The sequence below is a fragment of the Exiguobacterium sp. s40 genome, from assembly GCF_018617905.1.
GTDB classification, from domain to species: domain Bacteria; phylum Bacillota; class Bacilli; order Exiguobacteriales; family Exiguobacteriaceae; genus Exiguobacterium; species Exiguobacterium mexicanum_A.
Window position 1 is genome coordinate 243,268 of record NZ_JACSLC010000003.1, and the last position, 20,881, is coordinate 264,148.

Here is a 20,881-nt window from a genome sequence, read left to right on the forward strand (position 1 = left end):
GATGATATATGTCAATGAATGATACAAAAAAAGCCGCAGACAGTTCGTCTGCGACCTCGTTAACTAGTGACGTAATCTAAATCGTGCAAAATATACGCCAAGAAGAACAACATGCTCGGGTTCTCGTAGCGCATCTGCACTTTACGAAGCTGCTCCCGATATGTGACCTCGTACTCAGCCCCGTTCATCTTCCGCTCCATGTTCATCTTGATGAGCGCGTCGAGCTTGTCCATCATATCGACGAGCATGCCCTCATACGTATCATCTTTTGAATCGGCCATATAGCGGCGGAACGCGGGCTGCATATAGTCCGGAAGGAGCGATAATAGCGCTTCGCTCTCGGCCCGCTCATACGCCTCGAACGCAGCCCCGGTCTCAGCGGTCGAATGTTTCACCGGGCCGAGCACGTCCCCGGTCACCCCTTCGACGAGGTCGTGGCAGAGAAGACGGGCCGTCAGTTCGACGACATCGACGTCGATGTCATATTTCTCGCGCTCCAACAACCCACTAAACATGCCGAGCGCGGCAGCCCTGAAGCCGTGGATGGCATCATTGTCGTCAATTGTATTGAAGCGGCCTTTCCAACGCCGGACGCTGTCCATCCGCATGACGTTCTCAATGAACGCCGCCACGTCGGTCTCCGCCTCGACTTGTTCATAGAGCCAACGGACCGATTCGAGCGGATGTTCGCGCAATGCCGCTTTCATCTCTTCCAATTTCGCGACGAAATGGGGCGAGCCGTGTCCGACTTCCCGACGGACGAATAGCATCGCATCGAACGAGTCGATCCCATCGACGAGCCGTCCCTCGAATGAGTCGTCCTCCGCCTCGACGAGGAAACGATAAAAATGTGGCCGGAGCGACTGCGACAGCAACTCGACGAGGCCGAGACTCGCCGTCCGCTCCATCCGTTCGATATGTTCTTTGAGCGTCGGCTCTTTTTTCGTCCGGTGCATAATCGGGCCGGTCTGCACTTCGTTCATATCATGAAATAGTGCCTTACCAAGCACGTCGAGCAGGTTGACGTCATGTCCCCTGTTTTCTTCATAGTACGCCGCGATCAAGCTGAAGACGGCGACGCGGAAACTGTGGCTTGCCGCGTTGTCATGATAATGCGGCGCATATTCGTCCCAGCGTTGTACGTTTTGCATGCGTGTCATCTTGCGGATAAACGTTCCGTTATGCATCAAATTCCTCCTTGGTTCAGTCGTTCCCACGAGTCGTCATGACAGACGATATAGAGCATGTCGTTCGCCTGAAGCGGTGTATCGAGCACCGTCGCGTAATCGAGACGGTCGTTGACAGCGATTAATGTGACGCCTTGGCGTAACAGTTCTTCGGTAGCGGTCCGGACCGTCGTCCATTCCGGTTTCGGCGCGAGCGCTTGGATATTGCCGCCCGACTGTTTGCTGAGCAACTGACGGAAAATCGATGTCGTCCCCGGCTGCAGCGTCGCTTTCGCCATGAGGAGTGACACCGAGTCGTTCGCAAGAATAAAGTCGTCGATTCGGACGTGTTTGAATTTCGAGATGTTCCGTTCCTCGCACACCTCGACGACCGTATGCAAATCGACGCCACGTTCAGACGATAGCGCTTCGACCGCTGACGCGATGAGCAATGATTTTCCGTCAGCGAGAAGTGTCTCCGTGATGCGGGCATCCGCGAAGATGGCGATGCGGCGCGCCTTTAAAATATTGGCCTGCAAGAGTACCGCCTCGTCCGACGCATCCCCGTGGACGAAGTGGACGTGATCATGGTCGTACGGTTCTTCCTTCAACTGATCAATCAAGACGATCTCAGCCTTTGGCTCATAGACGAGCACTTCATCAATCGCTTTTTTCGTCTTCGGCGACCAGCCGATATAGACGTAATGTCCTTCTCCTCGATACACTAACTTCCCCTCCTGTTTTAACCGTTGAAACGTCGCACCGACTTCAACGAGTTTTCCAATCAACGCCCCGATAATCCCAATCCCGAACAGGAACAAGAATATCCCGAGCCAGCGTCCCGCGACCGATGTCGGAAAAAAGTCACCGTATCCGACGGTCGTGAGCGTCGTCATCGTCCACCAAAACGAGTCGAACATCGACGGGAACGTCTCGGGCTCGAGCACAAACCCGAGGACGGTACCGGTCAAGATGATGCCTAGCGATGCCAAGACGACGTTCAAAAACGATAATTTCGATAATCCGCGCCAGACACGAAAAAAGATATGCACAGAAAATTCCCTCCTTTTCCTATATACTAGAGACAACTTACTTGATTTACGAAACCACGTTACGTTCGGTTCCGTATAGAAAGAAAAAAGAAAGGACGACGTCATGAACTCAATCGTTTTAGAATATCGACTTTATAAAAATGAGCTTTCCTTCGAGCCACTCTACCATTATACATCGCTCGGCCTCGATGAAGTACTCGCCCGCCGCGAATGCGAATTTTTCGTCAAGGACGGCATGACCTACAAACAGCGCTCCTCGGCGCTCGAAGGCGAGCAATACTTCTTGATTTACGTCGACCGCTACACGGAAGGCCCCGTCGACAAACACGAGACGAGCGACATCAAAGTTGAGATTCGCACGCTCGACGACCGCTTCGACAATCCGATGCTCGAGGCGTATTACGTCGACCGCCATCTCGACGCGCTCGCCATGCTCGGCAGCCAGTACTTGTACGTCGCCGGCAAAGAATATGAACGTGACTCGGCCGAGGCGGACGAAGATCGTGGCGTCTATGTCATTTACGTCACCCCTACAGGTTATACATTGGAGGAATCAACATGAAGACAAGCAAAAAAATCTTGAGCGGTCTGTCAGCCGCGGTATTAACCGCTTCACTCGCGGCGTGTGGCACCGACGAAACCGAACAAGCAACGTTACCGGAAGAACCGACGGGCTATGAGTGCGACGATTGGGACTGGGATGATGAGACGGAGTCATATTACTGTGACGACGAGCGCTCCCCTCACTTCGGGAGCTTCTTCTTACTCGGTAGCTTGTTCAATTCAAAGAGTGCATTGAAGAACTCCTCGTCTTATAAGAATTACCGTTCGAATGGCGGCGCCAGCAGCATCACCCCGAACAAATCAAACTCAAGTTCCAAATCGGGACTCGGGAGCGGCTCACGAGGCGGCTTCGGGGGATGAAACGGGACGCATTATTCGGCCAAATCCCTTTCTTTTGGCCTGACTTGAACGACGAGGAATACGCCCTTTACGACTGTCTCACCATGTCCACGGACGCGGTGAGGCAGATTCGGGCGGCGACGCGTGACGTCGATACGATTTTCCGCAAGACGAACCGGCTGTTGCGAACGCTCCCGGACGATACGCTCCGCTTGCTCGGTTATCCCGAGGCGAGCTTGCCGTTCCTTCGGGACAAGGCGCTGCCGCAAGAGACGGTGATTGGCCGCTATGACTGGATTGTCAAAGACGGCACCATCAAATTGATGGAGTTCAATGCCGACACACCGACGTTCATCAAGGAACTGTTCGACGTGAACGGCTATGTGACGACAGAATTCGGACTCGATGACCCGAACGCGACGTCGACCGACGAGCTCAAGACTGAACTTCGAAAAGCCGTCATCGCGGCGTGGCAGCGACTCGGCCGGGACGGGACACCGAAAATCGTCTTCACGGCCCACGATGACAACATCGAGGACAAATGGACGACGCGTTTCCTCCAAGAGACGCTCGACTTGCCGTCGGAGTTCGTCCCGCTCGACCGTTTGCTCGTCGATACGGACGGCGTGTTCACACCGTCCGGGGAGCGGATTGACGTCTTGTATCGTCAGACGTACCCGATTGAACATCTGATCAACGACCGGGCACCCGATGGCGATTTAATCGGCATCCGCCTGCTCGAACTGAACGCGGCCAAACACGTCTCGCTCCTCAATCCGCTCTCGGCGTTTCTCATGCAGTCTAAAGGCGTCCAAGCGCTCATTTGGGAACTGTATGAGGCTGATACATATTTCGACGAAGCGGAACGTTCCGTCATCGAAACTTATTTTTTACCGACGTATCTCGAGCCTGATCCGTTTATCGGCCAGAGCGCGTACGTGCAAAAGCCCGCTTTCGGCCGGGAAGGCGACTCCGTCATCCTCTACGACCAAGCCGGTGTCCCGTTCCATAAAGAGACACTCCAGACGTACGCGAACGAGACGGCGGTGTATCAACAGTTCATCGAGCTACCGACCCGTCTGACGAACACGGTCAACGGTCCGCTCGAGACGCACTACATGGTCGGCTGTTTTTGCTTGAACGGCCATCCGTCCGCTCTCGGCGTCCGCGCCGGCAGCATGATTACGAACAACCAGTCTTACTACTTAGCCATCGGCACAACAAAGGAGAATAACTTATGACGTTCATCACGCTCGATTCCATCTTGAGCTTCCTCGCTCACCTCGGCACAGGGTTTGGCCTGATTTTAGCCGGACTTGTCGTCTTCGCCCTTACGACGAAGTATTCGGAACGTAAATTGATTAAAGAAGGTAACGTCGCCGTCGCACTTAAACTTTGGGGGAAAGCGATCGGACTCGCCATCGTCATCTACACGGTGTGGGCGAACAGCGTTAACTTGCTCGATGCCTTCATCTGGGGACTCGTCGGGATTCTCGCTCAAGTGCTCGCCTTCTGGACGTTTGAATACGTCCTGACGCCAGGCGTGAACTTAGAGAAAGAAGTCGAGAACGGCAACCTCGCCATCGGGATTAGCCTTTTCTCCGCCTCACTCGTCGTCGGCATCATCGTCGCCGCGAGCTTGACGTACTAATCAAACAGCCCATGCGCTCAGGATTGAGGCATGGGCTGTTGCTATAAAGGAGGGACGAAATGTCTGCACGTGGATTTTTAATCTTGCTACTGGGAATGCTCACCGTCATCACCATTTCCGTTACCGCCGGAATCCAATCGTATAACGATGTACAAGAAAAGCAAGCATCCGAACAGGTACAACAAGAATTGAACGACCAGATGACTGCCCAAGGGTGGTCTGCTTACAGATTATATGAGCGGGAAAGCCCATACCGGGCATAGCCCGCCTTTAGGCATGGGATGAACGTGAGTTCGGATGTGAAAAACATCCGACATTCGGGTATATATATCCCATAGACAAGTACAAGTCTCTAAAACGCCCGTGTCCATCGCTCCTTGAGAATCGTATCCGGTTCGGTCACGAAACCATGTGACCGGTAAAACGATGCCTGTCGTCACGTAAAAGACGCTAAAACATCAGGTGGGCACACCTGCAACGACCTGTGATGGATGGTAACAGTCCATCAGCCTGAGAACCTATAGGGTCTGTCTCAGGAGGGGTGATGGCATACCCTCGTCTGAAGGCTTGAGCAAAACAGAAATGGACTGCGCTCGCACAAGCACTTCAGAATCCCACGGTTTCAATCGTGGGAGTGTCAAGAATACCATAAATTAGAAGGATCGACCGTCACGCTATTCACGAACGCAGACGACACGATTCTCGGTCTAGGCATCATGAAAACGAACGGTGAGTTTAGTAGCTCGACCCGTGACACAATTGAAGAAACACCATTCGACTGGGCTCATCTTGGCAATGGAACAGACGAATACCTTGGGGTTCGGTTGAACAATCAACCCGAAGACGTCGTGTACTTGCGGTTACAGAATTCCGATTGGAGTAAAACCTACATGGTCAACAATCCTCGAGACGAAGGATATATCAGGACTTACTTGATTACTCTAGAGAAGACGCTACTTGGCGACTGGACAATCGAAACGCTCGACCGCGACAAAAACGTGATCCACGCTGAGCAACTATAAAAACCGCAAACCGATAACCGGTCTGCGGTGATAAGACGACTGTTTTCGCAGTCGTCTTTTCTTATGCTTTGGCGAGTACGGCCGATGGACCGAAGAACTCGTAACGGGCTTGTGGAATCGTTTGAACGACCGTCTCCATCATCGCGGTCGGGCCACACGTGTAGACGTCGTGTCCGTCGACATCGAGTGCTTCGAGTTGTTTTGCACTCATGCAGCCTGATACGTCATCGACGTGCGTGATGAGCTGGACACCAGCGTTCACGAGTTCGTCGAGCTCTTCACCGAGCGGACGGAGGTTTGTGCTACGGACCGCATGCAATAACGTGACCGAACGGCCTTGGTCGAGTGCCGTTTTCGCCATGTTGAAGAGCGGTGTGATACCGATGCCGCCAGCGATGAGTGTGAGCGGACGATCCGATGCTTCGAGCACGAATTCGCCAGCTGGGGCACTCACTGGAATCTCCGTACCGACCGTCTGCTCATGGAGCCAGTTTGAGACGAGACCTTCCGCTTTTGGTGCGATCCAGTAGCCGTCTGCTGTCGTCTCGACGACGCTATATTGACGATGGTGCAAGATGTCTTCCCCAGCGATACGGGCTTGGACCGAGATATATTGACCTGGGATGGCCTTCCCGACGACGCCATCGTTCGCTTTGATCCGGAATCGTTTCACTTCCGGCGTGTCTTCAATCACTTCAGCGACCGTGAACGGTTTGAAACCGATCCATGGCGCATCGGCATACATCTGTTTCTCGAGCGAGATGAAGACGTCGGCGATGACACCATATGCTTTCGCCCACGCGTCAATGATGTCCGGCGTGGCTGCTTCACCGAGCACGTCTTGAATCGCGCCGAGTAAGTTCTCACCGACGATCGGATAATGTTCCGGACGGATGTTCAAGCTCTTATGTTTATGAAGCGCCGGTTGGATGGCCGGAAGAATCGCTTCGAGACGATCGATATGGACGGCTGCCGCGTAGACAGCGTTGGCGAGCGCCTCTGGCTGACGACCGCGTTTTTGGTTCGTATGGTTGAAGAAGTGGCGGACTTCTGGGTTGTTTTCGAACATGCGTTTATAGAAGTGACTCGTGATGGCAACACCGTGGTCTTTCAGGACCGGTGCGGTCGCTTTGACGATATCCATCGTTTGTTGATCTAACATATTGTTTCCCCCTTTTTGAAAGTACACGTCCATTATGTGAGGTAAGTCACTTCAAAAGCAATATATTAAATACTTATTTAGACACAAGTTTAAATTTCCGCCTTGAATCCGCCACGCTTTTTTCACATCTTCCATCGTCGCGCTTTCGTCAGATGTCTTGTACAATGAACGGATGAAGAGGTGAAACATCATGCGGCTCACGCAAACGTGCGATTACGCACTTCGAACACTCATGTATAGCGCCACGTTCTCCCATCGTCTCGTGACGATTCAAGAAGTGGCGGATCAATATCAGATTTCAAAGAACCACGTCATGAAAGTCGTCTATGAGCTCGGCAAGCACGGTTATCTCGAATCGGTGCGCGGCCGTGGCGGCGGCTTCCGGCTCGCCCGACCGATGGAGGACATCAACGTCGGCGACGTCGTCCGGACGATGGAACCGTTCGAGCTCGTCGAATGTTTCGGCGAAGGACGATGTGTCATCGCGCCCGCATGCGACTTGCGGAGCGTGTTGAACGAGGCGATGCTCGCCTTCCTGCACGTGCTCGACCGCTACACAATCGCCGACCTCGTCGCCAACCGGACGAACGAACTCGCCATGTTGCTAGGCATACAAAACCCGACGGACTGAATAGTCCGTCGGGTTTTGTATGTCGGTATGATGTTTGCATGTCATCCCCACCAACGCTTCATAATTTTCTTCACGTATAACTCAGGAGAAGTATATTCCAGGAAATGATATAAACAATTGTTCAAATCAATCTCGAGGCTTTCATCAAGTTCATTCCCGTCCTCATCGTACAACTCGAAGTGTCCATACTTCCAGTCATCATATGCGTCTTGAAGCAAATCGTGATAAGATATCCAATCCCTTCCGAAATTTGAGATGAAAGTCGGTTTCCATTGATTAATATGGATGTTGTGCAACAACTCCTCAAATGGAGACGAGTACCATTCTTTTTCTCCAAGGTTTTTTACGATGGTTTGAAACACTTCCTTCGTCATCGGCTCAACGCCCCCAGAATAGTCATAGCTGACTTTATTGAATTGGTAGGGGTGTGGAAACGACTCTACTGTTTTGACCCATTGATACGGAGGATATTTCTCGATGATGTCCCCTAATAGTTTAGAAATGACCAAATTGACCTCCTGCTCGTCCAATCGTTTCATCCTCTCACTTATGTTAGCCGTGTAACCAATTATAGCGGTTTCAACTTCGCCTCGATTTCAGCTCGTCGCGGCTCGAGAAACGGCGGCAGCGCCAAGCGTTCCCCGAGTGACTCGACCGGCTCATCGGTCGCAAAGCCCGGCCCGTCCGTCGCGAGTTCCACTAAAATCCCGCTCGGCTCACGGAAATAAATCGATTTGAAATAATAACGGTCGATCAGGCCCGAATGACTGATGCCGAATGAATCGAGCCGCTCGACCCAACGCGCCATCTCCAAATCATCCTCGACGCGGATCGCGATGTGGTGGACACTGCCTCGTCCTGGACGCTCCGACGGTAAATCTGGACGGTCGACGAGATGAATCTCGGTCGCCACACCCCCGTCCCCCGTCTCGAACACACGAACCGATTGACCGTTCCGTTCGAACTCGGACGTGAACCGATAACCAAGCACGTCCGTTAGTACCCGCTCCGTCTTCTCAATTCGCCGCACCGTCCACTCGCTAAATCCGAGGCCGAAGACGGCGACGTCTGCCGGCACCGGTCCGTTTTTCCGCGGCGTCCCTGACCCGCCCTCGACGAGACAGAGCCGTTGCCCCTCCTCGTCCTCGAAGTAAAGCGTCGGACGACCGAGCACTTCCTCGACCGGATCATGGAGTACACCGAATTCGAAAAATCGCTCAAGCCAGTACGACAATGCCCCGTCCGGCACCCGAAGCGCTGTCCGCGAGATGCTGCTCGACCCTTTATACGTTTGCCCGAGAAAAGGCAGCTCGAAGAACGTCAAATCCGTCCCCGGTGTCCCCGATTCATCTGCGTAAAACAAGTGATACATCGATGGATCGTCTTGGTTGACCGTCTTTTTGACAAGTCGCATCCCGAGTACCTCCGTATAGAATCGCAAGTTCTTCAACGCGTCCCCTGTCATCGCCGATACGTGATGTTGTCCTAAAATCGCCTTCATCCGACTTCTCCCCTTTCAACTTTGATTATATTGTACCATCCACAAATAAGTAAAGTTAGCTTTACATTAAGTAAAGTTTACTTTACACTGAAGATAGAAACAAGAAATGAGGTGGCGGCATGCCATTAATCAATCGCGTCAAAGAGTTGCGGGCCCGGCATCAATTGACCCAAGGCGACTTGGCAGCCAAAGTCGGTGTGACGAGACAGACGATCATCTCGCTCGAAAAAGGGAGCTACACGCCGTCGCTTCTGCTGGCGATGCAAATCGCCCGCGTGTTCGAGGAACCGGTCGAATCTATTTTCACAATCGAGGAGGAAACAAATTGAAACACGTCGTCATCCAATCCATCTCCAGCATCATCTTGTACGTCCTGATGGCATTTCTGTTCAGTTCGTTCTTGTCTGACGTGTCGACCGTCATCGAGACCGACCGATTCGAAATTGAGTTTAACTTATTGCCGCTCTTGCTGTTAGTCGGCTTCTTTATCATTTGGACAATCTATTCGTTCAAGACACGCCCGAACCAAAACTTAAGCTTTGGCCAATGGTCGGTCCGGATGACAGAATTTAGCGAAGTCGACGAACGCGAGCAGATCATCACGGCGAAAGCGACGAAAGCCGCCTACGTCTCGTTCGGGATTACTGTGCCGCTCCTCATGGCGTCATTCATGTTTTATCCGCTGTTCGAGAACGCGTTCCCCGCTTATCCGATTTACGCACTCGCCTCGACACTGATCATCTCGACACTCGTTTATATGACGACTTGGATCCGCGCCTATACCCATTAAGGAATTCACATCGAATTCCTTTTTTTGTGTCGATTTTTCGTCGAGTCGTTCCCTACGATTGCGAATTCAGTCACGTCGTGCTTATATATAACTAAACGGTTATATACTAAATGTATTGAAGGGGTCTTTCATCGTGAAAACCATCGATTTGACGACCGGTCAGGTTCAACGCGTCATCGTGGCGCTTGCCCTCCCGCTCGTCGGCAGTTCGCTTTTACAGTTCACGTATAGTCTCGTCGATATGTTCTGGGTCGGTGCGCTCGGTAGCGACGCCGTCGCCAGCATCGGCGCGGCCAGCTTTTATATCATGCTCGGTCAGGCGATTCAATCCCTTATCGTCGTCGGCGCCGGCATCAAAGTGTCGCAAGCCGTCGGACGGCGGGATCAGGCGTTGATTCAGCGCTACGTCCGGGCCGGGAGGCGGATGAACCTTGGTCTCGGCCTGTTATTCGTCACCGTCCTCGCCGCGTTCGGCCAGGCGCTTATCGGCTTTTTGAACATGGACGCACCGGCTGTCGAGCAGTTGGCGTACAGTTATTTGCTCGTCAGTGCACCGATGCTCATCTTTTCGTTTTTCAACTTGTTGTTCGCCCGACTGTTCAGCGCTTATGGCAATACGACGACGGCGATGCGCATCAACGCGACCGGGGTCACGCTCAATATGATTCTGTCGCCGCTCTTCATCTATCCACTCGGACTCGGCGTCGTCGGAGCCGGTCTGGCGACGCTCGTCGCGAACGTCGTCATGTTCGGCTTCTTCTGGCATCGGGCCCGCGTCTTGTTCGATTGGGAGGAGACGGTTGAACCGAATCGCACAGACTATAGAGAAATTCTTCGCCTCGGCTTCCCGATGGCGACCCAGCGCGTCTTGTTCACCGTCATCAGTATTTTCCTCGCCCGCATGATCGGTTCATACGGGACCGAGGCAATCGCGGCCCAGCGCATCGGGCTTCAAGTCGAGTCGATCGCCTATATGATGATCGGCGGATTGAACGGTGCCATCGCGAGTTACACGGGGCAAAATCTCGGCGCCCGCAAAGTGGACCGGGTCCATGAGGGGTATCGGGTGACGACGCGGCTCGGCATCTTGTATACCGGGTTGATCACACTCGTCTTCCTCTTCGTTCCAAACGTCCTGATCGGGCTGTTCGTCGATGACCCGACAACGATTGACATCGGTGCGAACTATTTACGGATCATCGGGATTTCGCTCATCTTCGCCTCACTTGAGATGATTGGGAACGGCTACTTCTCCGGACTCGGGCTACCGAAAATTCCGGCGACGATTTCCATTGTCTTCACCGTCGCCCGCATCCCGCTCGCGCTTGCCCTCGAGCCTTATCTCGGTATCGATGCCATCTGGTGGAGCATCGCCCTCTCGAGCATCATCAAAGGGCTCGTCTCTGCCCTCTATGTCCGACTAATGAAAAAGGAAGTGAGTTCCCTTGCAGAAGCAATTTAATCAACTAACTAAACAATTGTTGCACGGGCGCTTCGCCATCGAGCGTGAAATGCTCCGCGTGACACCCGATGGCACGCTCGCCGCTACGAAGCACCCGACAGCACTCGGAGACAAAGCGACGCACCCATATATTACGACCGACTTCTCGGAAAGTCAGATCGAGCTGATCACACCGACGTTCCCGACCGTCGAGGCGGCGCACGACTTCCTACAGACGCTGTATGATATCACGGCACTGAATATCGGTGACGAACGGCTTTGGCCGCAATCGATGCCGTGCGCGCTTCCTGACGGCGGGGTCATCCCGCTCGCGGATTTCGGCAATTCAGGACTCGAGGCCGGCCGCTATCGGGAACACCTGCTCCAAAAATACGGGGCGAAAAAACAGCTCATCTCGGGCATCCATTTCAACTTCTCGTTCGCAGACGAGTTGATTGCCGCCCTCTATGAAGGATCGCCGGAACGCTACGACCGTTTCAAGAACGACCTTTATTTAAAACTCGTCCGCAACTATTTACGGACGCGTTGGCTCGTCGTCTATCTGTTAGGCGGGACACCGGCTGTCCATACGAGCTATGAAGAACGTTGCGTCAGTCAAATGCAGGCACTCAGCGAGGACGTGTATTCGAATACGACGGCGTTGTCGTACCGCAATAGTGACTGCGGCTACACGAATGTCGAGCCGCTCTATCCGGACTATTCAACGCTCTCGGACTATACCGCGAGCGTGCGCCGCTTCATCGCCCAAGGTGACATCGCCAACCCGAACGAGCTCTACTCTCCGATTCGGTTGAAGACGTCACGAGGAGGCAATGACTTGGAACGACTCGAGACGAACGGCATCGATTACATCGAGATTCGCAATATCGATTTGAACCCGTTCGAGAAGACCGGTATCGCCCTGTCCGATTTGAAGTTCTTGCACGTCTTCTTGCTCTACTTGACGTTGAAAGACGAGACACGATTTGTGGATTGGCAGGCCGAGGCGTTCCACAACCAACAACGCGTCGCGAAACAAGGTCTATCGCCAACACTCATGTTGTACCGCGATGGAGAGACGTTGGCGCTCCAGACGTACGCTCGTGATTTGCTCGACGAGATTGAAGCGTTCAATGACCGATACGCACTCGGGTTCGACGACGTCTTTGCCTCTGTCCGTAATCGGATCGACCATGTCGAGGCGACTTACGCATCACGCCTCACCTCCGCCATGATGACGGACGGCTATACAAAGTGGTCACTCCGACAAGCGGAACTATTCTATCAAGACGCCTACGCCAATCGGTTCCGGATGCACGGCTACACGGACATGGAGCTATCGACACAGATTTTGATGAAAGCAGCCCTGAAACGTGGGTATGCGGTCGATGTCATCGACCGTGATGACCAATTTCTACGCATCCGACACGGCAACCAGACCGAGTACGTCAAACAGGCAACGAAAACGTCGAAAGACAACTATGTGTCGGTACTCATGATGGAAAACAAGACGGTGACGAAACACGTGCTCGCCGAACACGGCATCCGTGTTCCGGGAGGAATCGAACTCCGCAGTGAAGCCGATTTACAGGACGCCTGGACTATGTTCGCGAATGAACCAATCGTCTTGAAACCAAAATCGACGAACTTCGGGATCGGCATTCACATCTTCAAGGACGGGACGACGTTCGAGGAGGCGCTCGAGGCGTTTCGTCACGCTCTTGCGTTTGACGACGTCGTCCTGCTCGAGACGTTCCTACCCGGGAAAGAATATCGTTTCCTCGTCATCGGTGACGAGGTCGCAGGCATTTTACACCGTGTCCCGGCGAACGTGACCGGGGACGGCGTATCGACGATTCGTGAACTCGTCGCAAAAAAGAATGAGGATCCGCTCCGCGGGAAAGGCTATAAGACACCGCTCGAAAAAATTGACATCGATGACATCGTCGTCGCGTTCCTGCGTCCACAAGGCAAGACGCCGGACAGTGTCCTCGCCGATGGCGAACTCGTCTTCCTTCGTGAGAACTCGAACATCAGCACGGGCGGTGACAGTATCGACTATACAGACCAGATTTCCGATTCATACAAACGGATCGCGGTCGAGTCAGCCCGAGCGATTGGCGCGACGATTTGCGGCGTCGACATGATGATTCCGTCGCTCGCGCGTGAAGGTGATTACGGCATCATCGAGCTGAACTTCAATCCCGCCATCCATATCCACTCCTTCCCTTACGAAGGCAAGGAACGACCGATTGGCGAGACCGTGCTCGATTTGTTATTTGACGGAAAAGGTTGAACAAATCCCTGAATCGGGAATAGAGACTACATTGATTAGATATATGTATCTTCTGTCTCGAGAAAGGGGTCTTTCCAATGGAAAAAGTAAAGTCTCAAATCGAAGGCAAAACATTAGTCGTCGAACGCAGTTTTAACGCGCCGCGTGCGCTCGTGTTCGAGGCATTCTCAACACCGGCCCACCTCGAAGCATGGTGGGGACCGGACGGATGGAAGACAGAGGTTCGTACATTCGAGTTCGAACCAGGTGGCACATGGCATTACAAAATGACGTGTGTCGACAAGGAGCAGGGTGACTATTACGGTATGGAGTCATGGGGGAAATCGACGTTCCTCGAAATCGACCCGCACCGAAAAATCGTCTATATGGACGCATTCTCGGACGCGGACGGACACGTCAATCCTGAACTTCCCGTCATGACGATCACGAACGAGTTTGTCGACATCCCGAACGGCACACTGTTCATCAGCCGCTCCGAATTCACGGACGCCGAGTCGCTCCAGCAAGTCGTCGAGATGGGGGCCGTCGAAGGCTTCTCTTCGCAACTCGAACGGCTCGACGCCATCATATCGCATTAAAAACAAGCACCGCATCTCTCTTGTTGAGATGCGGTGCTTGTTTGGCGTCAAAATAAGAAATAGCTGACAATCAAGATCAACGTGAAAATAAACACCATCCCGATGGCGAGCGCGACGAGGCTCATCTTCGCCGATTTGAACTGCTGAGAGTTGATGGTATGGACCTTTTTCAAATACGACCGGGTCCCGACGAGGATCGTCGCAATCCCGAAGATGATCGACAAGATGCCGATGGCCGTAATCAATTGGTGCTCGGCCCCGCTCAAATTCTCACTTCGATAGTAGTGGAAATTCGTCACGAGAAAGCCGATCCCGATGACGGTGATCGCCGTCCGAATCCAGGCGAGGAACGTCCGCTCGTTGGCGAGATGTTGCTGGATGTACTGCGAATCGACCGTCTTTTCTAAATCAAGTTTCATCATATCCTCTCCTTCTCATTCACTCAGTCAATCAAGTGGTTCTTCAGCGCGAACTGGACGAGCTCATGCCGATGCTTCATATGAAGCTTGGTCATGATTCGACTTTTATGATTCTCGACCGTTTTGGGGCTAATGCCGAGTTTCTCTCCAATCTCGATATTGCCGTAACCGAGCGTCGTCAAACGTACAATCTCGGTCTCGCGTCGTGTCAATAGCGGCGACTCTTTCTTATGCACGGCCATTTTTTCAACGTACGCTTCAGGTAACGATGTCGCATAGTATCGTTTACCTGCCATCACTTGTTTGATCCCGTGCACGAGCTGACTCGGATCGCTGTTCTTAGACAAATAACCCGGGACGCCGAGTTCGAGCGCCCGCTTAATATAAAGTTCCTCATCGTGCATCGTCAGCAAAACCACTTTCGCCGTCGGCACTTCTTCCGCTAATGCATTTGCTGTTAAAAAGCCATCAAGCCCGTTCGGCATCGTGATGTCGAGCAAGACGATATCCGGCATCGTCCGAATCGCTTCTTGGACGGCAGCTGTGCCGTCCTCGGCTTCACCGACCACTTCGACGTCGCGATATGAGCGAAACATCAACTTTAATCCGCGACGGACTAGCTCATGGTCATCGACGATCAACACTTTAATCGGATTCATGGCGACCTCGCTCGATCGGGACCGACACCGAGATGTCCGTCCCTCTGTTGACTACGGAATGAAGAGTAAACGTTCCATGGATTGTCTTGGCGCGCTCTTCCATATGTCGAAGCCCTAATCCTTTATCCACTTTATCAGCTTGGAAACCAGCACCATCATCCTTGACCATGAGTTCGATGTGGCCGTCATTTTCAACAATCCGGCACGTCACTGTTCGCGGATGCGCATACTTCATGCTATTGACGAGCGCTTCTTGAACAATACGGTACAGATTGATTTCAAGGAGGTGATCATAGCGGGAAGCGAGATGGATATTCGAATCGAACGTCACGTGTGGATATCGAGTCGCAAAACTGTCCAGCAATACTTTTAACGCGGAAGCGAGTCCGAATTGATCGAGCTCAATCGGGCGCAATTGTTTAGAATACCCTTTCACATTATCGACTAAGCGGCTCACTTCAGCCAGCACGGACTCAATGTATGCTTTCTTCTCAGGGTCCGATACATCGGACTGGAGTGCGCCTAATGCGAGGGCGATGCTGAAGAGGGATTGACCGACCCCGTCATGAAGCTCTCGGGATAATCGTTCATGCTCTTCTTCCCGCGCTTGAATCAACTCTCGGACCATCTGTTCCCGTAGCGCGTGTGCTTCTCGCCGCTTTCGCTCTGTAAAATCACGGAGCACGAGAACATAATACGTCGAACCCGAAATTGGATCGTTGAGGATGCGCGCCGTGTTCATTTCTACGTCAACCATTTTTCCGGAGTATGTCGGCATCTCTGATGTGAAGTATGGAGAACGTTCGTAATGAATCAAATAACATCTTTCTTCGCCGGGTTCGATGTTCCGATGTTGGCAAAATGAACAATAAGGCACCGGTTCGTCAAGGCGCCAACCGGTCAACTGCTCGGCCGCAGCGTTCATCGTGATGATTTGACGGTTGTGGTCCATGACGATGATGCCGTCTTTCAAGACATTTAAAATCTGTCCTTCAAAATCGTGGAGCCCCACGTCGTCTCCCCCTTTCAAGAACTTACTTCTCCCTCTATCATACCCCTAGGGGTAATCAAGTGCCAACTTTTCTGTCCTCTCGTCTCTACAGCAACAACAAAAAAGGGCATGCTTCATGCACGCCCTTCGCTGACAAGTTCAGATGATTATTTACTTCACACTCGAGCGCTCCGCCAGCACCTCGATTGTCGCCTGCATGTACTTCAATCCATGCTGAACAGACGGCTCTTTCATCCAGCGCATAAGTGAGAATAGTGAAATGTGGCGATTGTCTCGTTCGACCCGTAGCTGTACCTCCTCGACAAGCGCACGTGTCGTCTCCGCTTTTTCTTTGATTGGCGTCACATACTCGTCGACACGTTGTCCAATGAGGTCTCGTGTTTTAGGATCATTATACACGTCCTGACCGAACGCAAAGATGTTCTCCAGTTGATTCGTCACTTGTAGAAGCATCGGTAACTTTTCGACGAGTTTGAGCGCCGCTTCAAGTGTCTCAATTTGAATGTTCGAGGAATCCAGCAACAGATCAACTTTGTCTTTTACTTGTTGGTCGTTCATCGTCGCCATGCCAAAATCGACAGCGTCTTCGAGACGGCGAAGCGATTTCTCAATTTCTGGTAATCGCTCAGCGAGGGAGACGAGCGCTTGCTCGACATCCGGTCGTGTCAACGCAGACTCTAATGTCTGTTCATTCAGTGACGTTCGTTCCATGTTCTTCTCCCCCTCCCTCACATCGTTCCTTTCAGCATGCCGTTCCAATACATGATTGGCAGAAAGTTTTTTTTCAGGATGTACATGCTGTGACGCTCTTTCGCTTGATTGAATGGCATGGACTCTTGCGGAACTTTCTCATAATCGAACTCAGCCAAAATGAGCTTATTGTATCCTGTCACAATCGGGCACGACGAGTAGCCATCGTACGTGAAAGTCGGAACTCGGTCGGACATGAGCGCCATCACATTTTGCGCGACGACCGGGGCTTGTTTTCGGATTGCGGCCCCCGTCTTCGACGTCGGTAGATTAGTACAATCGCCGAGTCCGAAAATATTGTTATATCGTTTATGTTGCAGCGTATGCATGTCGACATCAATCCAACCGCCAGCATCGGCCAATTCACTTTCGCGGATAAACGCCGGGGCTTGCATCGGTGGTGTGACGTGAATCATATCGTAACGGATGTCGAACGTTTCCCCGCTATCCAAATTCTCGAAGACGGCAAGTTTGTCATCGGCTTGAATCTCAATCAGATTGACGCGGAAATGTGTCTCAATCTGTTTTCGGTCCAGTACTTTTTCAAGGGCCGTCCGGTATTTTGTCACATCAAAGATGGCTGGGTTGGCCGAACCGAAGACGACTTTACTATTATGACGAATTCCGGTTTTTGCGAAATAGTCTTCTGCCAAATACATAATTTTTTGCGGTGCGCCTCCACACTTCACAGGAGATGCGGGATGGGTGAACAGTGCTGTCCCACCGTCGAATCCTTTCAGCGTCTCCCACGTGTAATCCACATGTTCGTATGAGTAGTTGCTACATACTTGTTTCGTTCCGAGAGCCGCTTCTAATCCTTTAATCCGACCCCAATCGATTTCGATACCGGAAGCGACAATCAAATAATCGTATTGGATCGAACCGTTCGTGGCCGTCTCAACGTGATTCGTTTCCGGTTCGAAGCGCACGACTTTGTCTTGCAGCCATCTTGCTCCTTTCGGAATCAATGTGTCCATCTCACGTTCGGACTCTTCTTTTTTCGCCGCACCTGCTCCGACAAGTGTCCAAAGCGGTTGATAGTAATGCTTCGCAGCAGGGTCAATCACTAACACTTCATCTGCCAAGTGTTGCTTCTCCCGTAGCAAACGGGCGGCGACACTAATCCCTCCGGTCCCTGCCCCAACAATCACGACTCGATAATGTTTACGCATCACGTAACTCCCCTTCCGTCTATTACTTGTTCGACCAAAATATGTCGAAGACGTGAACTTCCTCACGCCTTCAGCATATTTGAAAGCGTATACATTTTATATAGGGGAAGTCCCTCATTTTTCAACAAGGCTAGGGATTACTAGGAATTCTTTGATGTCGATAGCGACAGGATTCACTTGTTCAACGTTTGTTTTTGTGATAAAAATCACGGGAAAAACCCTCGTATAGCGTGAAATAGAGGATGACTACAAACGTAGGGGAATTCCCTCATTTGATTTGAAACGTATTGACCACCATATACCTAAGGGGGTATAAAGAGGTCATCTTATTTGTAGGAGGACCTCTCTTCAATGAAACACTTATCTTATCATCCGCTCCATTTTTTAGCCGCCCTTGGCAATGGTGGCCTCGCTGTCTCATTTTTCATGTATTTCATGTTCTTGATTCCTCATCCGGACTCGCCTCTGCCACATTTCGACCATTTACGTGCTACGTTCGAACGCGGGGGTGTTTCGCAGATTCTCGTCGCCCTCGTCTCTGTGATGATTATTGGCCTCTCGATCAACCACTTTCGTCTGCTCGCTTGGAACGTCCGGTCCTTCCAAGCGTATAAGCGAACGCCGGCATACCAGGTCTTGAAAGGAACTCCAGGTGAGGTCGCCGTCATGGCTGAACCTCTTACGTATGCGATGAGTGTCAACGTATTGTTCATCCTCGGTGCTTTATTTGTTCCTGGACTATGGGCAAACGTACAATCACTCTTTCCATACGCGCTGGTTGCCTTTCTAATGATCGGGGTGTATGCACTCGTCCGTTACACCCAATATATCTCGCACATATTGGTCAACGGCAAATTTCCTGTCGACAACCTCAATCAGTTCGGTCAATTTTTAGGTGCGTTTGCTTTCGTCATGATTGCCGTCGGTTTGGCCAGTCCTGCCGCCATGTCAACGACACCATGGGTTTCTGTTACCGCGGCAGTCACGTCCCTGTTCTTTTTGACCCTCGTCGGAGGAATCTTGTTCTTTTTCGGAGGCATGAGCTTACGAGCGGTATTATCAAAAGGACTTGCTAAATCAAGTGCACCGACTATCTGGCAACTCATTCCCATCTTTACGTTATTCGGAATCACGTTCGTTCGTCTCTACTCGATGGTTTCCCATCGTATACTCGAGACAGAGGTGAACACCGCCCTTCTTTTCATCGTGCTCGGTCTCTTGTTCATGGCAAGTACCGCCGTCGGACTCATCGGATGGCGCGTCTTGAACCGCCTCGATTATTTCAATGAACAACCCGACGGTGCTGCCAGTTTCGGACTCATCTGCCCTGGAGTCGCCTACGTCGTCCTCGGTATGTTTTTCGTTCACTGGGGGCTCGTCCAAAACGGTTTTCTCGTGGCACATAGTCTGACCCATTATGCAGTCTTGTCCCCGCTTATCTTCGTTCAAGCGAAGACCATCCAATGGCTTATCAAACTATCGATGAAACATTTGGCGTCTCAAGCGAGCAAATCAAAACTCGAAGCCGCGTAAACAACTTAAAACGCCTGCTCGCAAGACGTTCGTCTCGCGAGCGGGCGTTTTTCTAGTTAAGAAAGAAACGTTCGAAATAGCTCGTCAAGCTGCGACGGCTCAATCTTCCCATACGCATCCCCGATACTGATTTCGGTCGAACAATAGCCGTCATGCGGCACGAGATAACCTGTAATGCCGATTCTGGTTGCATCTTGAACGGCTCGAATCTGTGCCGCGACCTCCTTCACGTCTCCTTCAAGATGAAGATGGAACATATTCGTCACTGGCACGTCCGGTGTCGTCCACACCCCGTCAAGCGCATTGAACCGGTGCGCGAGAGCTTTGGCTTGTTCGACATACGTCCCCATCTTGTCTTTCCGTAGCTCATAGTAATAGTCGGCTGGGATGATGTATGGATATAGTCCAATCAAATCACCGCCGTACCGACGTTTCCATATTCTCGCCTCGTCACAGAACGGTTTAGGTCCGGCCAAGATAGCCCCGGCAATACCGCCGATTCCTTTATAGAACGAGACGTAGACGCTATCGAATAGCGCGCATACGTCCTCCGCCGTCTTCCCATAATACGGGAGCGTCTCGAGGAGGCGTGCTCCGTCGAGATGCAGACGAATCCCCCGCTCCTGGCACAAATGACTAATCGCCTCAAGTTCAGCAAATGACGGTAAGTAACCGCCGAGTTCCCGTTGTGGCAACTCAATCAACAGGCAGGCGACATCCGGTAACGCCTTCACTTCGTCGAGCGTCATCAACCGGTCGTCATCCCCAAGCAAAATCGGTTCGAGGTGATGCAACTCCTTCAACCCGTCCTGTTCGTGAATCTCCAAGTGACAGAGCGGATGATAGGCGACGTTTCGATTTCCGGTCTCGTCCGCCCAAATCCGTAAGGCGATTTGTTGTGCCATCGTGCCGCTCGGGAAGAAAATCGCATCCTCCATACCCAGTTCTTGCGCCATTTTTTGCTCGAACCGCATGATGACCTCGCCCGTCCCATAGTGGTCGCTCACCTGATTCGGGTCGACCTCAGCGAACGCCTGTTGCAAGACGCCGACAGTTCGTTCCCCGTGACCGCTCAGTTGATGCGACGTCTGTTGATACGATGTGCGTAAATCCATGTCATCCCCTCCACAACAAGCCCCCTGT

24 protein-coding genes are annotated in these 20,881 nt (G+C 52.1%); 13 read left to right on the forward strand and 11 right to left on the reverse strand.

Annotated elements, in window-relative coordinates; translation table 11 throughout:
- Window positions 1-59: 59 nt before the first annotated feature.
- Together KNP02_RS04420 and KNP02_RS04425 are read right to left on the reverse strand one after the other, a co-directional pair.
- On the reverse strand, window positions 60-1,187 hold the full coding sequence (locus KNP02_RS04420; protein ID WP_214708352.1) for a YfbR-like 5'-deoxynucleotidase: 1,128 nt from the start codon (window positions 1,185-1,187) through the stop codon (window positions 60-62).
- Entirely contained in the window at window positions 1,187-2,218 is a 1,032-nt protein-coding gene (locus KNP02_RS04425; RefSeq protein ID WP_214708350.1) for an ion channel, read from the reverse strand. The genes KNP02_RS04420 and KNP02_RS04425 overlap by 1 nt, the downstream gene beginning before the upstream one ends.
- 103 nt (window positions 2,219-2,321) lie before the next feature.
- Here KNP02_RS04425 and KNP02_RS04430 point away from each other — a divergent pair, with 103 nt between their 5' ends.
- The 6 genes from KNP02_RS04430 (at window position 2,322) to KNP02_RS14975 (ending at window position 5,794) form a co-directional block, all read left to right on the forward strand.
- On the forward strand, window positions 2,322-2,780 hold the full coding sequence (locus tag KNP02_RS04430) for a hypothetical protein (protein WP_214708348.1): 459 nt from the start codon (window positions 2,322-2,324) through the stop codon (window positions 2,778-2,780).
- A complete protein-coding gene (locus KNP02_RS04435) occupies window positions 2,777-3,142 on the forward strand; it encodes a hypothetical protein (protein WP_214708346.1) in 366 nt (121 codons plus the stop codon). Before KNP02_RS04430 ends, KNP02_RS04435 begins: the two co-directional genes overlap by 4 nt.
- Window positions 3,139-4,362, forward strand: a complete 1,224-nt coding sequence (locus KNP02_RS04440) for a glutathionylspermidine synthase family protein (RefSeq protein ID WP_214708344.1) — start codon at window positions 3,139-3,141, stop codon at window positions 4,360-4,362. The genes KNP02_RS04435 and KNP02_RS04440 overlap by 4 nt, the downstream gene beginning before the upstream one ends.
- Window positions 4,359-4,772 carry a DUF350 domain-containing protein gene (locus tag KNP02_RS04445; protein ID WP_021066039.1) on the forward strand — a complete coding sequence of 138 codons (414 nt, stop codon included), beginning with the start codon at window positions 4,359-4,361 and terminating at the stop codon, window positions 4,770-4,772. The genes KNP02_RS04440 and KNP02_RS04445 overlap by 4 nt, the downstream gene beginning before the upstream one ends.
- 59 nt (window positions 4,773-4,831) lie before the next feature.
- On the forward strand, window positions 4,832-5,035 hold the full coding sequence (locus KNP02_RS04450) for a hypothetical protein (RefSeq protein ID WP_214751459.1): 204 nt from the start codon (window positions 4,832-4,834) through the stop codon (window positions 5,033-5,035).
- Window positions 5,036-5,662: 627 nt separating this feature from the next.
- Window positions 5,663-5,794 carry a hypothetical protein gene (locus KNP02_RS14975; RefSeq protein WP_256442100.1) on the forward strand — a complete coding sequence of 44 codons (132 nt, stop codon included), beginning with the start codon at window positions 5,663-5,665 and terminating at the stop codon, window positions 5,792-5,794.
- A gap of 61 nt (window positions 5,795-5,855) precedes the next feature.
- Here KNP02_RS14975 and KNP02_RS04455 read toward each other — a convergent pair whose 3' ends face one another.
- Window positions 5,856-6,956 (reverse strand): globin domain-containing protein, encoded by a 1,101-nt coding sequence (locus KNP02_RS04455; protein WP_214710074.1) that lies wholly within the window; start codon window positions 6,954-6,956, stop codon window positions 5,856-5,858.
- Between the two features lie 190 nt (window positions 6,957-7,146).
- Between KNP02_RS04455 and KNP02_RS04460 the strand changes: the two genes are divergently transcribed.
- Window positions 7,147-7,587 carry an RrF2 family transcriptional regulator gene (locus KNP02_RS04460; RefSeq protein ID WP_021066036.1) on the forward strand — a complete coding sequence of 147 codons (441 nt, stop codon included), beginning with the start codon at window positions 7,147-7,149 and terminating at the stop codon, window positions 7,585-7,587.
- 41 nt (window positions 7,588-7,628) lie between these two features.
- Here KNP02_RS04460 and KNP02_RS04465 read toward each other — a convergent pair whose 3' ends face one another.
- The gene (locus tag KNP02_RS04465; RefSeq protein WP_214710072.1) at window positions 7,629-8,126 is read right to left on the reverse strand and encodes a hypothetical protein; all 498 of its coding nucleotides are present in this window, start codon (window positions 8,124-8,126) and stop codon (window positions 7,629-7,631) included.
- Between the two features lie 29 nt (window positions 8,127-8,155).
- Complete coding sequence (locus KNP02_RS04470) at window positions 8,156-9,088, reverse strand: ring-cleaving dioxygenase (protein WP_214710070.1); 933 nt, start codon at window positions 9,086-9,088, stop codon at window positions 8,156-8,158.
- A gap of 119 nt (window positions 9,089-9,207) precedes the next feature.
- Here KNP02_RS04470 and KNP02_RS04475 point away from each other — a divergent pair, with 119 nt between their 5' ends.
- The 5 genes from KNP02_RS04475 to KNP02_RS04495 all read left to right on the forward strand — a co-directional run bounded on the left by KNP02_RS04475 (window position 9,208) and on the right by KNP02_RS04495 (window position 14,193).
- Entirely contained in the window at window positions 9,208-9,417 is a 210-nt protein-coding gene (locus KNP02_RS04475; protein ID WP_021066034.1) for a helix-turn-helix transcriptional regulator, read from the forward strand.
- A complete protein-coding gene (locus KNP02_RS04480) occupies window positions 9,414-9,878 on the forward strand; it encodes a hypothetical protein (protein WP_214710068.1) in 465 nt (154 codons plus the stop codon). Before KNP02_RS04475 ends, KNP02_RS04480 begins: the two co-directional genes overlap by 4 nt.
- A gap of 133 nt (window positions 9,879-10,011) precedes the next feature.
- The gene (locus tag KNP02_RS04485) at window positions 10,012-11,340 is read left to right on the forward strand and encodes an MATE family efflux transporter (protein ID WP_214710066.1); all 1,329 of its coding nucleotides are present in this window, start codon (window positions 10,012-10,014) and stop codon (window positions 11,338-11,340) included.
- On the forward strand, window positions 11,324-13,615 hold the full coding sequence (gene gshAB, locus KNP02_RS04490) for a bifunctional glutamate--cysteine ligase GshA/glutathione synthetase GshB (RefSeq protein WP_214710064.1): 2,292 nt from the start codon (window positions 11,324-11,326) through the stop codon (window positions 13,613-13,615). The genes KNP02_RS04485 and gshAB overlap by 17 nt, the downstream gene beginning before the upstream one ends.
- Before the next feature lie 77 nt (window positions 13,616-13,692).
- Window positions 13,693-14,193, forward strand: coding sequence for an SRPBCC family protein (locus tag KNP02_RS04495; protein WP_214710062.1), 501 nt, complete (start codon window positions 13,693-13,695; stop codon window positions 14,191-14,193).
- A gap of 47 nt (window positions 14,194-14,240) precedes the next feature.
- Here KNP02_RS04495 and KNP02_RS04500 read toward each other — a convergent pair whose 3' ends face one another.
- The 5 genes from KNP02_RS04500 to KNP02_RS04520 all read right to left on the reverse strand — a co-directional run bounded on the left by KNP02_RS04500 (window position 14,241) and on the right by KNP02_RS04520 (window position 18,205).
- On the reverse strand, window positions 14,241-14,612 hold the full coding sequence (locus KNP02_RS04500; RefSeq protein ID WP_021066029.1) for a YidH family protein: 372 nt from the start codon (window positions 14,610-14,612) through the stop codon (window positions 14,241-14,243).
- Window positions 14,613-14,635: 23 nt separating this feature from the next.
- Window positions 14,636-15,271, reverse strand: a complete 636-nt coding sequence (locus tag KNP02_RS04505) for a response regulator (RefSeq protein WP_251129201.1) — start codon at window positions 15,269-15,271, stop codon at window positions 14,636-14,638.
- Window positions 15,258-16,283: a PAS domain-containing sensor histidine kinase gene (locus tag KNP02_RS04510; RefSeq protein WP_214710060.1), complete on the reverse strand. Its 1,026-nt coding sequence runs from the start codon at window positions 16,281-16,283 to the stop codon at window positions 15,258-15,260. The genes KNP02_RS04505 and KNP02_RS04510 overlap by 14 nt, the downstream gene beginning before the upstream one ends.
- Window positions 16,284-16,433: 150 nt before the next feature.
- Window positions 16,434-16,994: a hypothetical protein gene (locus KNP02_RS04515; protein ID WP_214710058.1), complete on the reverse strand. Its 561-nt coding sequence runs from the start codon at window positions 16,992-16,994 to the stop codon at window positions 16,434-16,436.
- A 17-nt stretch (window positions 16,995-17,011) separates the two neighbouring features.
- Window positions 17,012-18,205 carry an FAD/NAD(P)-binding oxidoreductase gene (locus tag KNP02_RS04520; RefSeq protein ID WP_214710056.1) on the reverse strand — a complete coding sequence of 398 codons (1,194 nt, stop codon included), beginning with the start codon at window positions 18,203-18,205 and terminating at the stop codon, window positions 17,012-17,014.
- Between the two features lie 351 nt (window positions 18,206-18,556).
- On the opposite strand from KNP02_RS04520, the gene KNP02_RS04525 reads away from it, so the two are divergent.
- Entirely contained in the window at window positions 18,557-19,738 is a 1,182-nt protein-coding gene (locus tag KNP02_RS04525; RefSeq protein ID WP_214710054.1) for a TsoY family (seleno)protein, read from the forward strand.
- Window positions 19,739-19,794: 56 nt separating this feature from the next.
- On the opposite strand, the gene KNP02_RS04530 is transcribed toward KNP02_RS04525, so the two are convergent.
- Window positions 19,795-20,853 carry a threonine aldolase family protein gene (locus KNP02_RS04530; protein ID WP_214710052.1) on the reverse strand — a complete coding sequence of 353 codons (1,059 nt, stop codon included), beginning with the start codon at window positions 20,851-20,853 and terminating at the stop codon, window positions 19,795-19,797.
- Window positions 20,854-20,881 lie beyond the last annotated feature (28 nt).

Bases quoted from the DNA above. Each gene is read 5' to 3' on its own strand.
- KNP02_RS04515 (WP_214710058.1), bottom strand. From the start codon at position 16,994: ATGGAACGAACGTCACTGAATGAACAGACATTAGAGTCTGCGTTGACA.
- KNP02_RS04530 (WP_214710052.1), bottom strand. From the start codon at position 20,853: ATGGATTTACGCACATCGTATCAACAGACGTCGCATCAACTGAGCGGT.
- KNP02_RS04430 (WP_214708348.1), top strand. From the start codon at position 2,322: ATGAACTCAATCGTTTTAGAATATCGACTTTATAAAAATGAGCTTTCC.
- KNP02_RS04450 (WP_214751459.1), top strand. From the start codon at position 4,832: ATGTCTGCACGTGGATTTTTAATCTTGCTACTGGGAATGCTCACCGTC.
- KNP02_RS04460 (WP_021066036.1), top strand. From the start codon at position 7,147: ATGCGGCTCACGCAAACGTGCGATTACGCACTTCGAACACTCATGTAT.
- KNP02_RS04495 (WP_214710062.1), top strand. From the start codon at position 13,693: ATGGAAAAAGTAAAGTCTCAAATCGAAGGCAAAACATTAGTCGTCGAA.
- KNP02_RS04500 (WP_021066029.1), bottom strand. From the start codon at position 14,612: ATGAAACTTGATTTAGAAAAGACGGTCGATTCGCAGTACATCCAGCAA.
- KNP02_RS04445 (WP_021066039.1), top strand. From the start codon at position 4,359: ATGACGTTCATCACGCTCGATTCCATCTTGAGCTTCCTCGCTCACCTC.
- KNP02_RS04465 (WP_214710072.1), bottom strand. From the start codon at position 8,126: ATGAAACGATTGGACGAGCAGGAGGTCAATTTGGTCATTTCTAAACTA.
- KNP02_RS04435 (WP_214708346.1), top strand. From the start codon at position 2,777: ATGAAGACAAGCAAAAAAATCTTGAGCGGTCTGTCAGCCGCGGTATTA.
- KNP02_RS04475 (WP_021066034.1), top strand. From the start codon at position 9,208: ATGCCATTAATCAATCGCGTCAAAGAGTTGCGGGCCCGGCATCAATTG.
- KNP02_RS04420 (WP_214708352.1), bottom strand. From the start codon at position 1,187: ATGCATAACGGAACGTTTATCCGCAAGATGACACGCATGCAAAACGTA.
- KNP02_RS04505 (WP_251129201.1), bottom strand. From the start codon at position 15,271: ATGAATCCGATTAAAGTGTTGATCGTCGATGACCATGAGCTAGTCCGT.
- KNP02_RS04470 (WP_214710070.1), bottom strand. From the start codon at position 9,088: ATGAAGGCGATTTTAGGACAACATCACGTATCGGCGATGACAGGGGAC.
- KNP02_RS04520 (WP_214710056.1), bottom strand. From the start codon at position 18,205: ATGCGTAAACATTATCGAGTCGTGATTGTTGGGGCAGGGACCGGAGGG.
- KNP02_RS04525 (WP_214710054.1), top strand. From the start codon at position 18,557: ATGAAACACTTATCTTATCATCCGCTCCATTTTTTAGCCGCCCTTGGC.
- KNP02_RS04455 (WP_214710074.1), bottom strand. From the start codon at position 6,956: ATGTTAGATCAACAAACGATGGATATCGTCAAAGCGACCGCACCGGTC.
- KNP02_RS14975 (WP_256442100.1), top strand. From the start codon at position 5,663: ATGGTCAACAATCCTCGAGACGAAGGATATATCAGGACTTACTTGATT.
- KNP02_RS04440 (WP_214708344.1), top strand. From the start codon at position 3,139: ATGAAACGGGACGCATTATTCGGCCAAATCCCTTTCTTTTGGCCTGAC.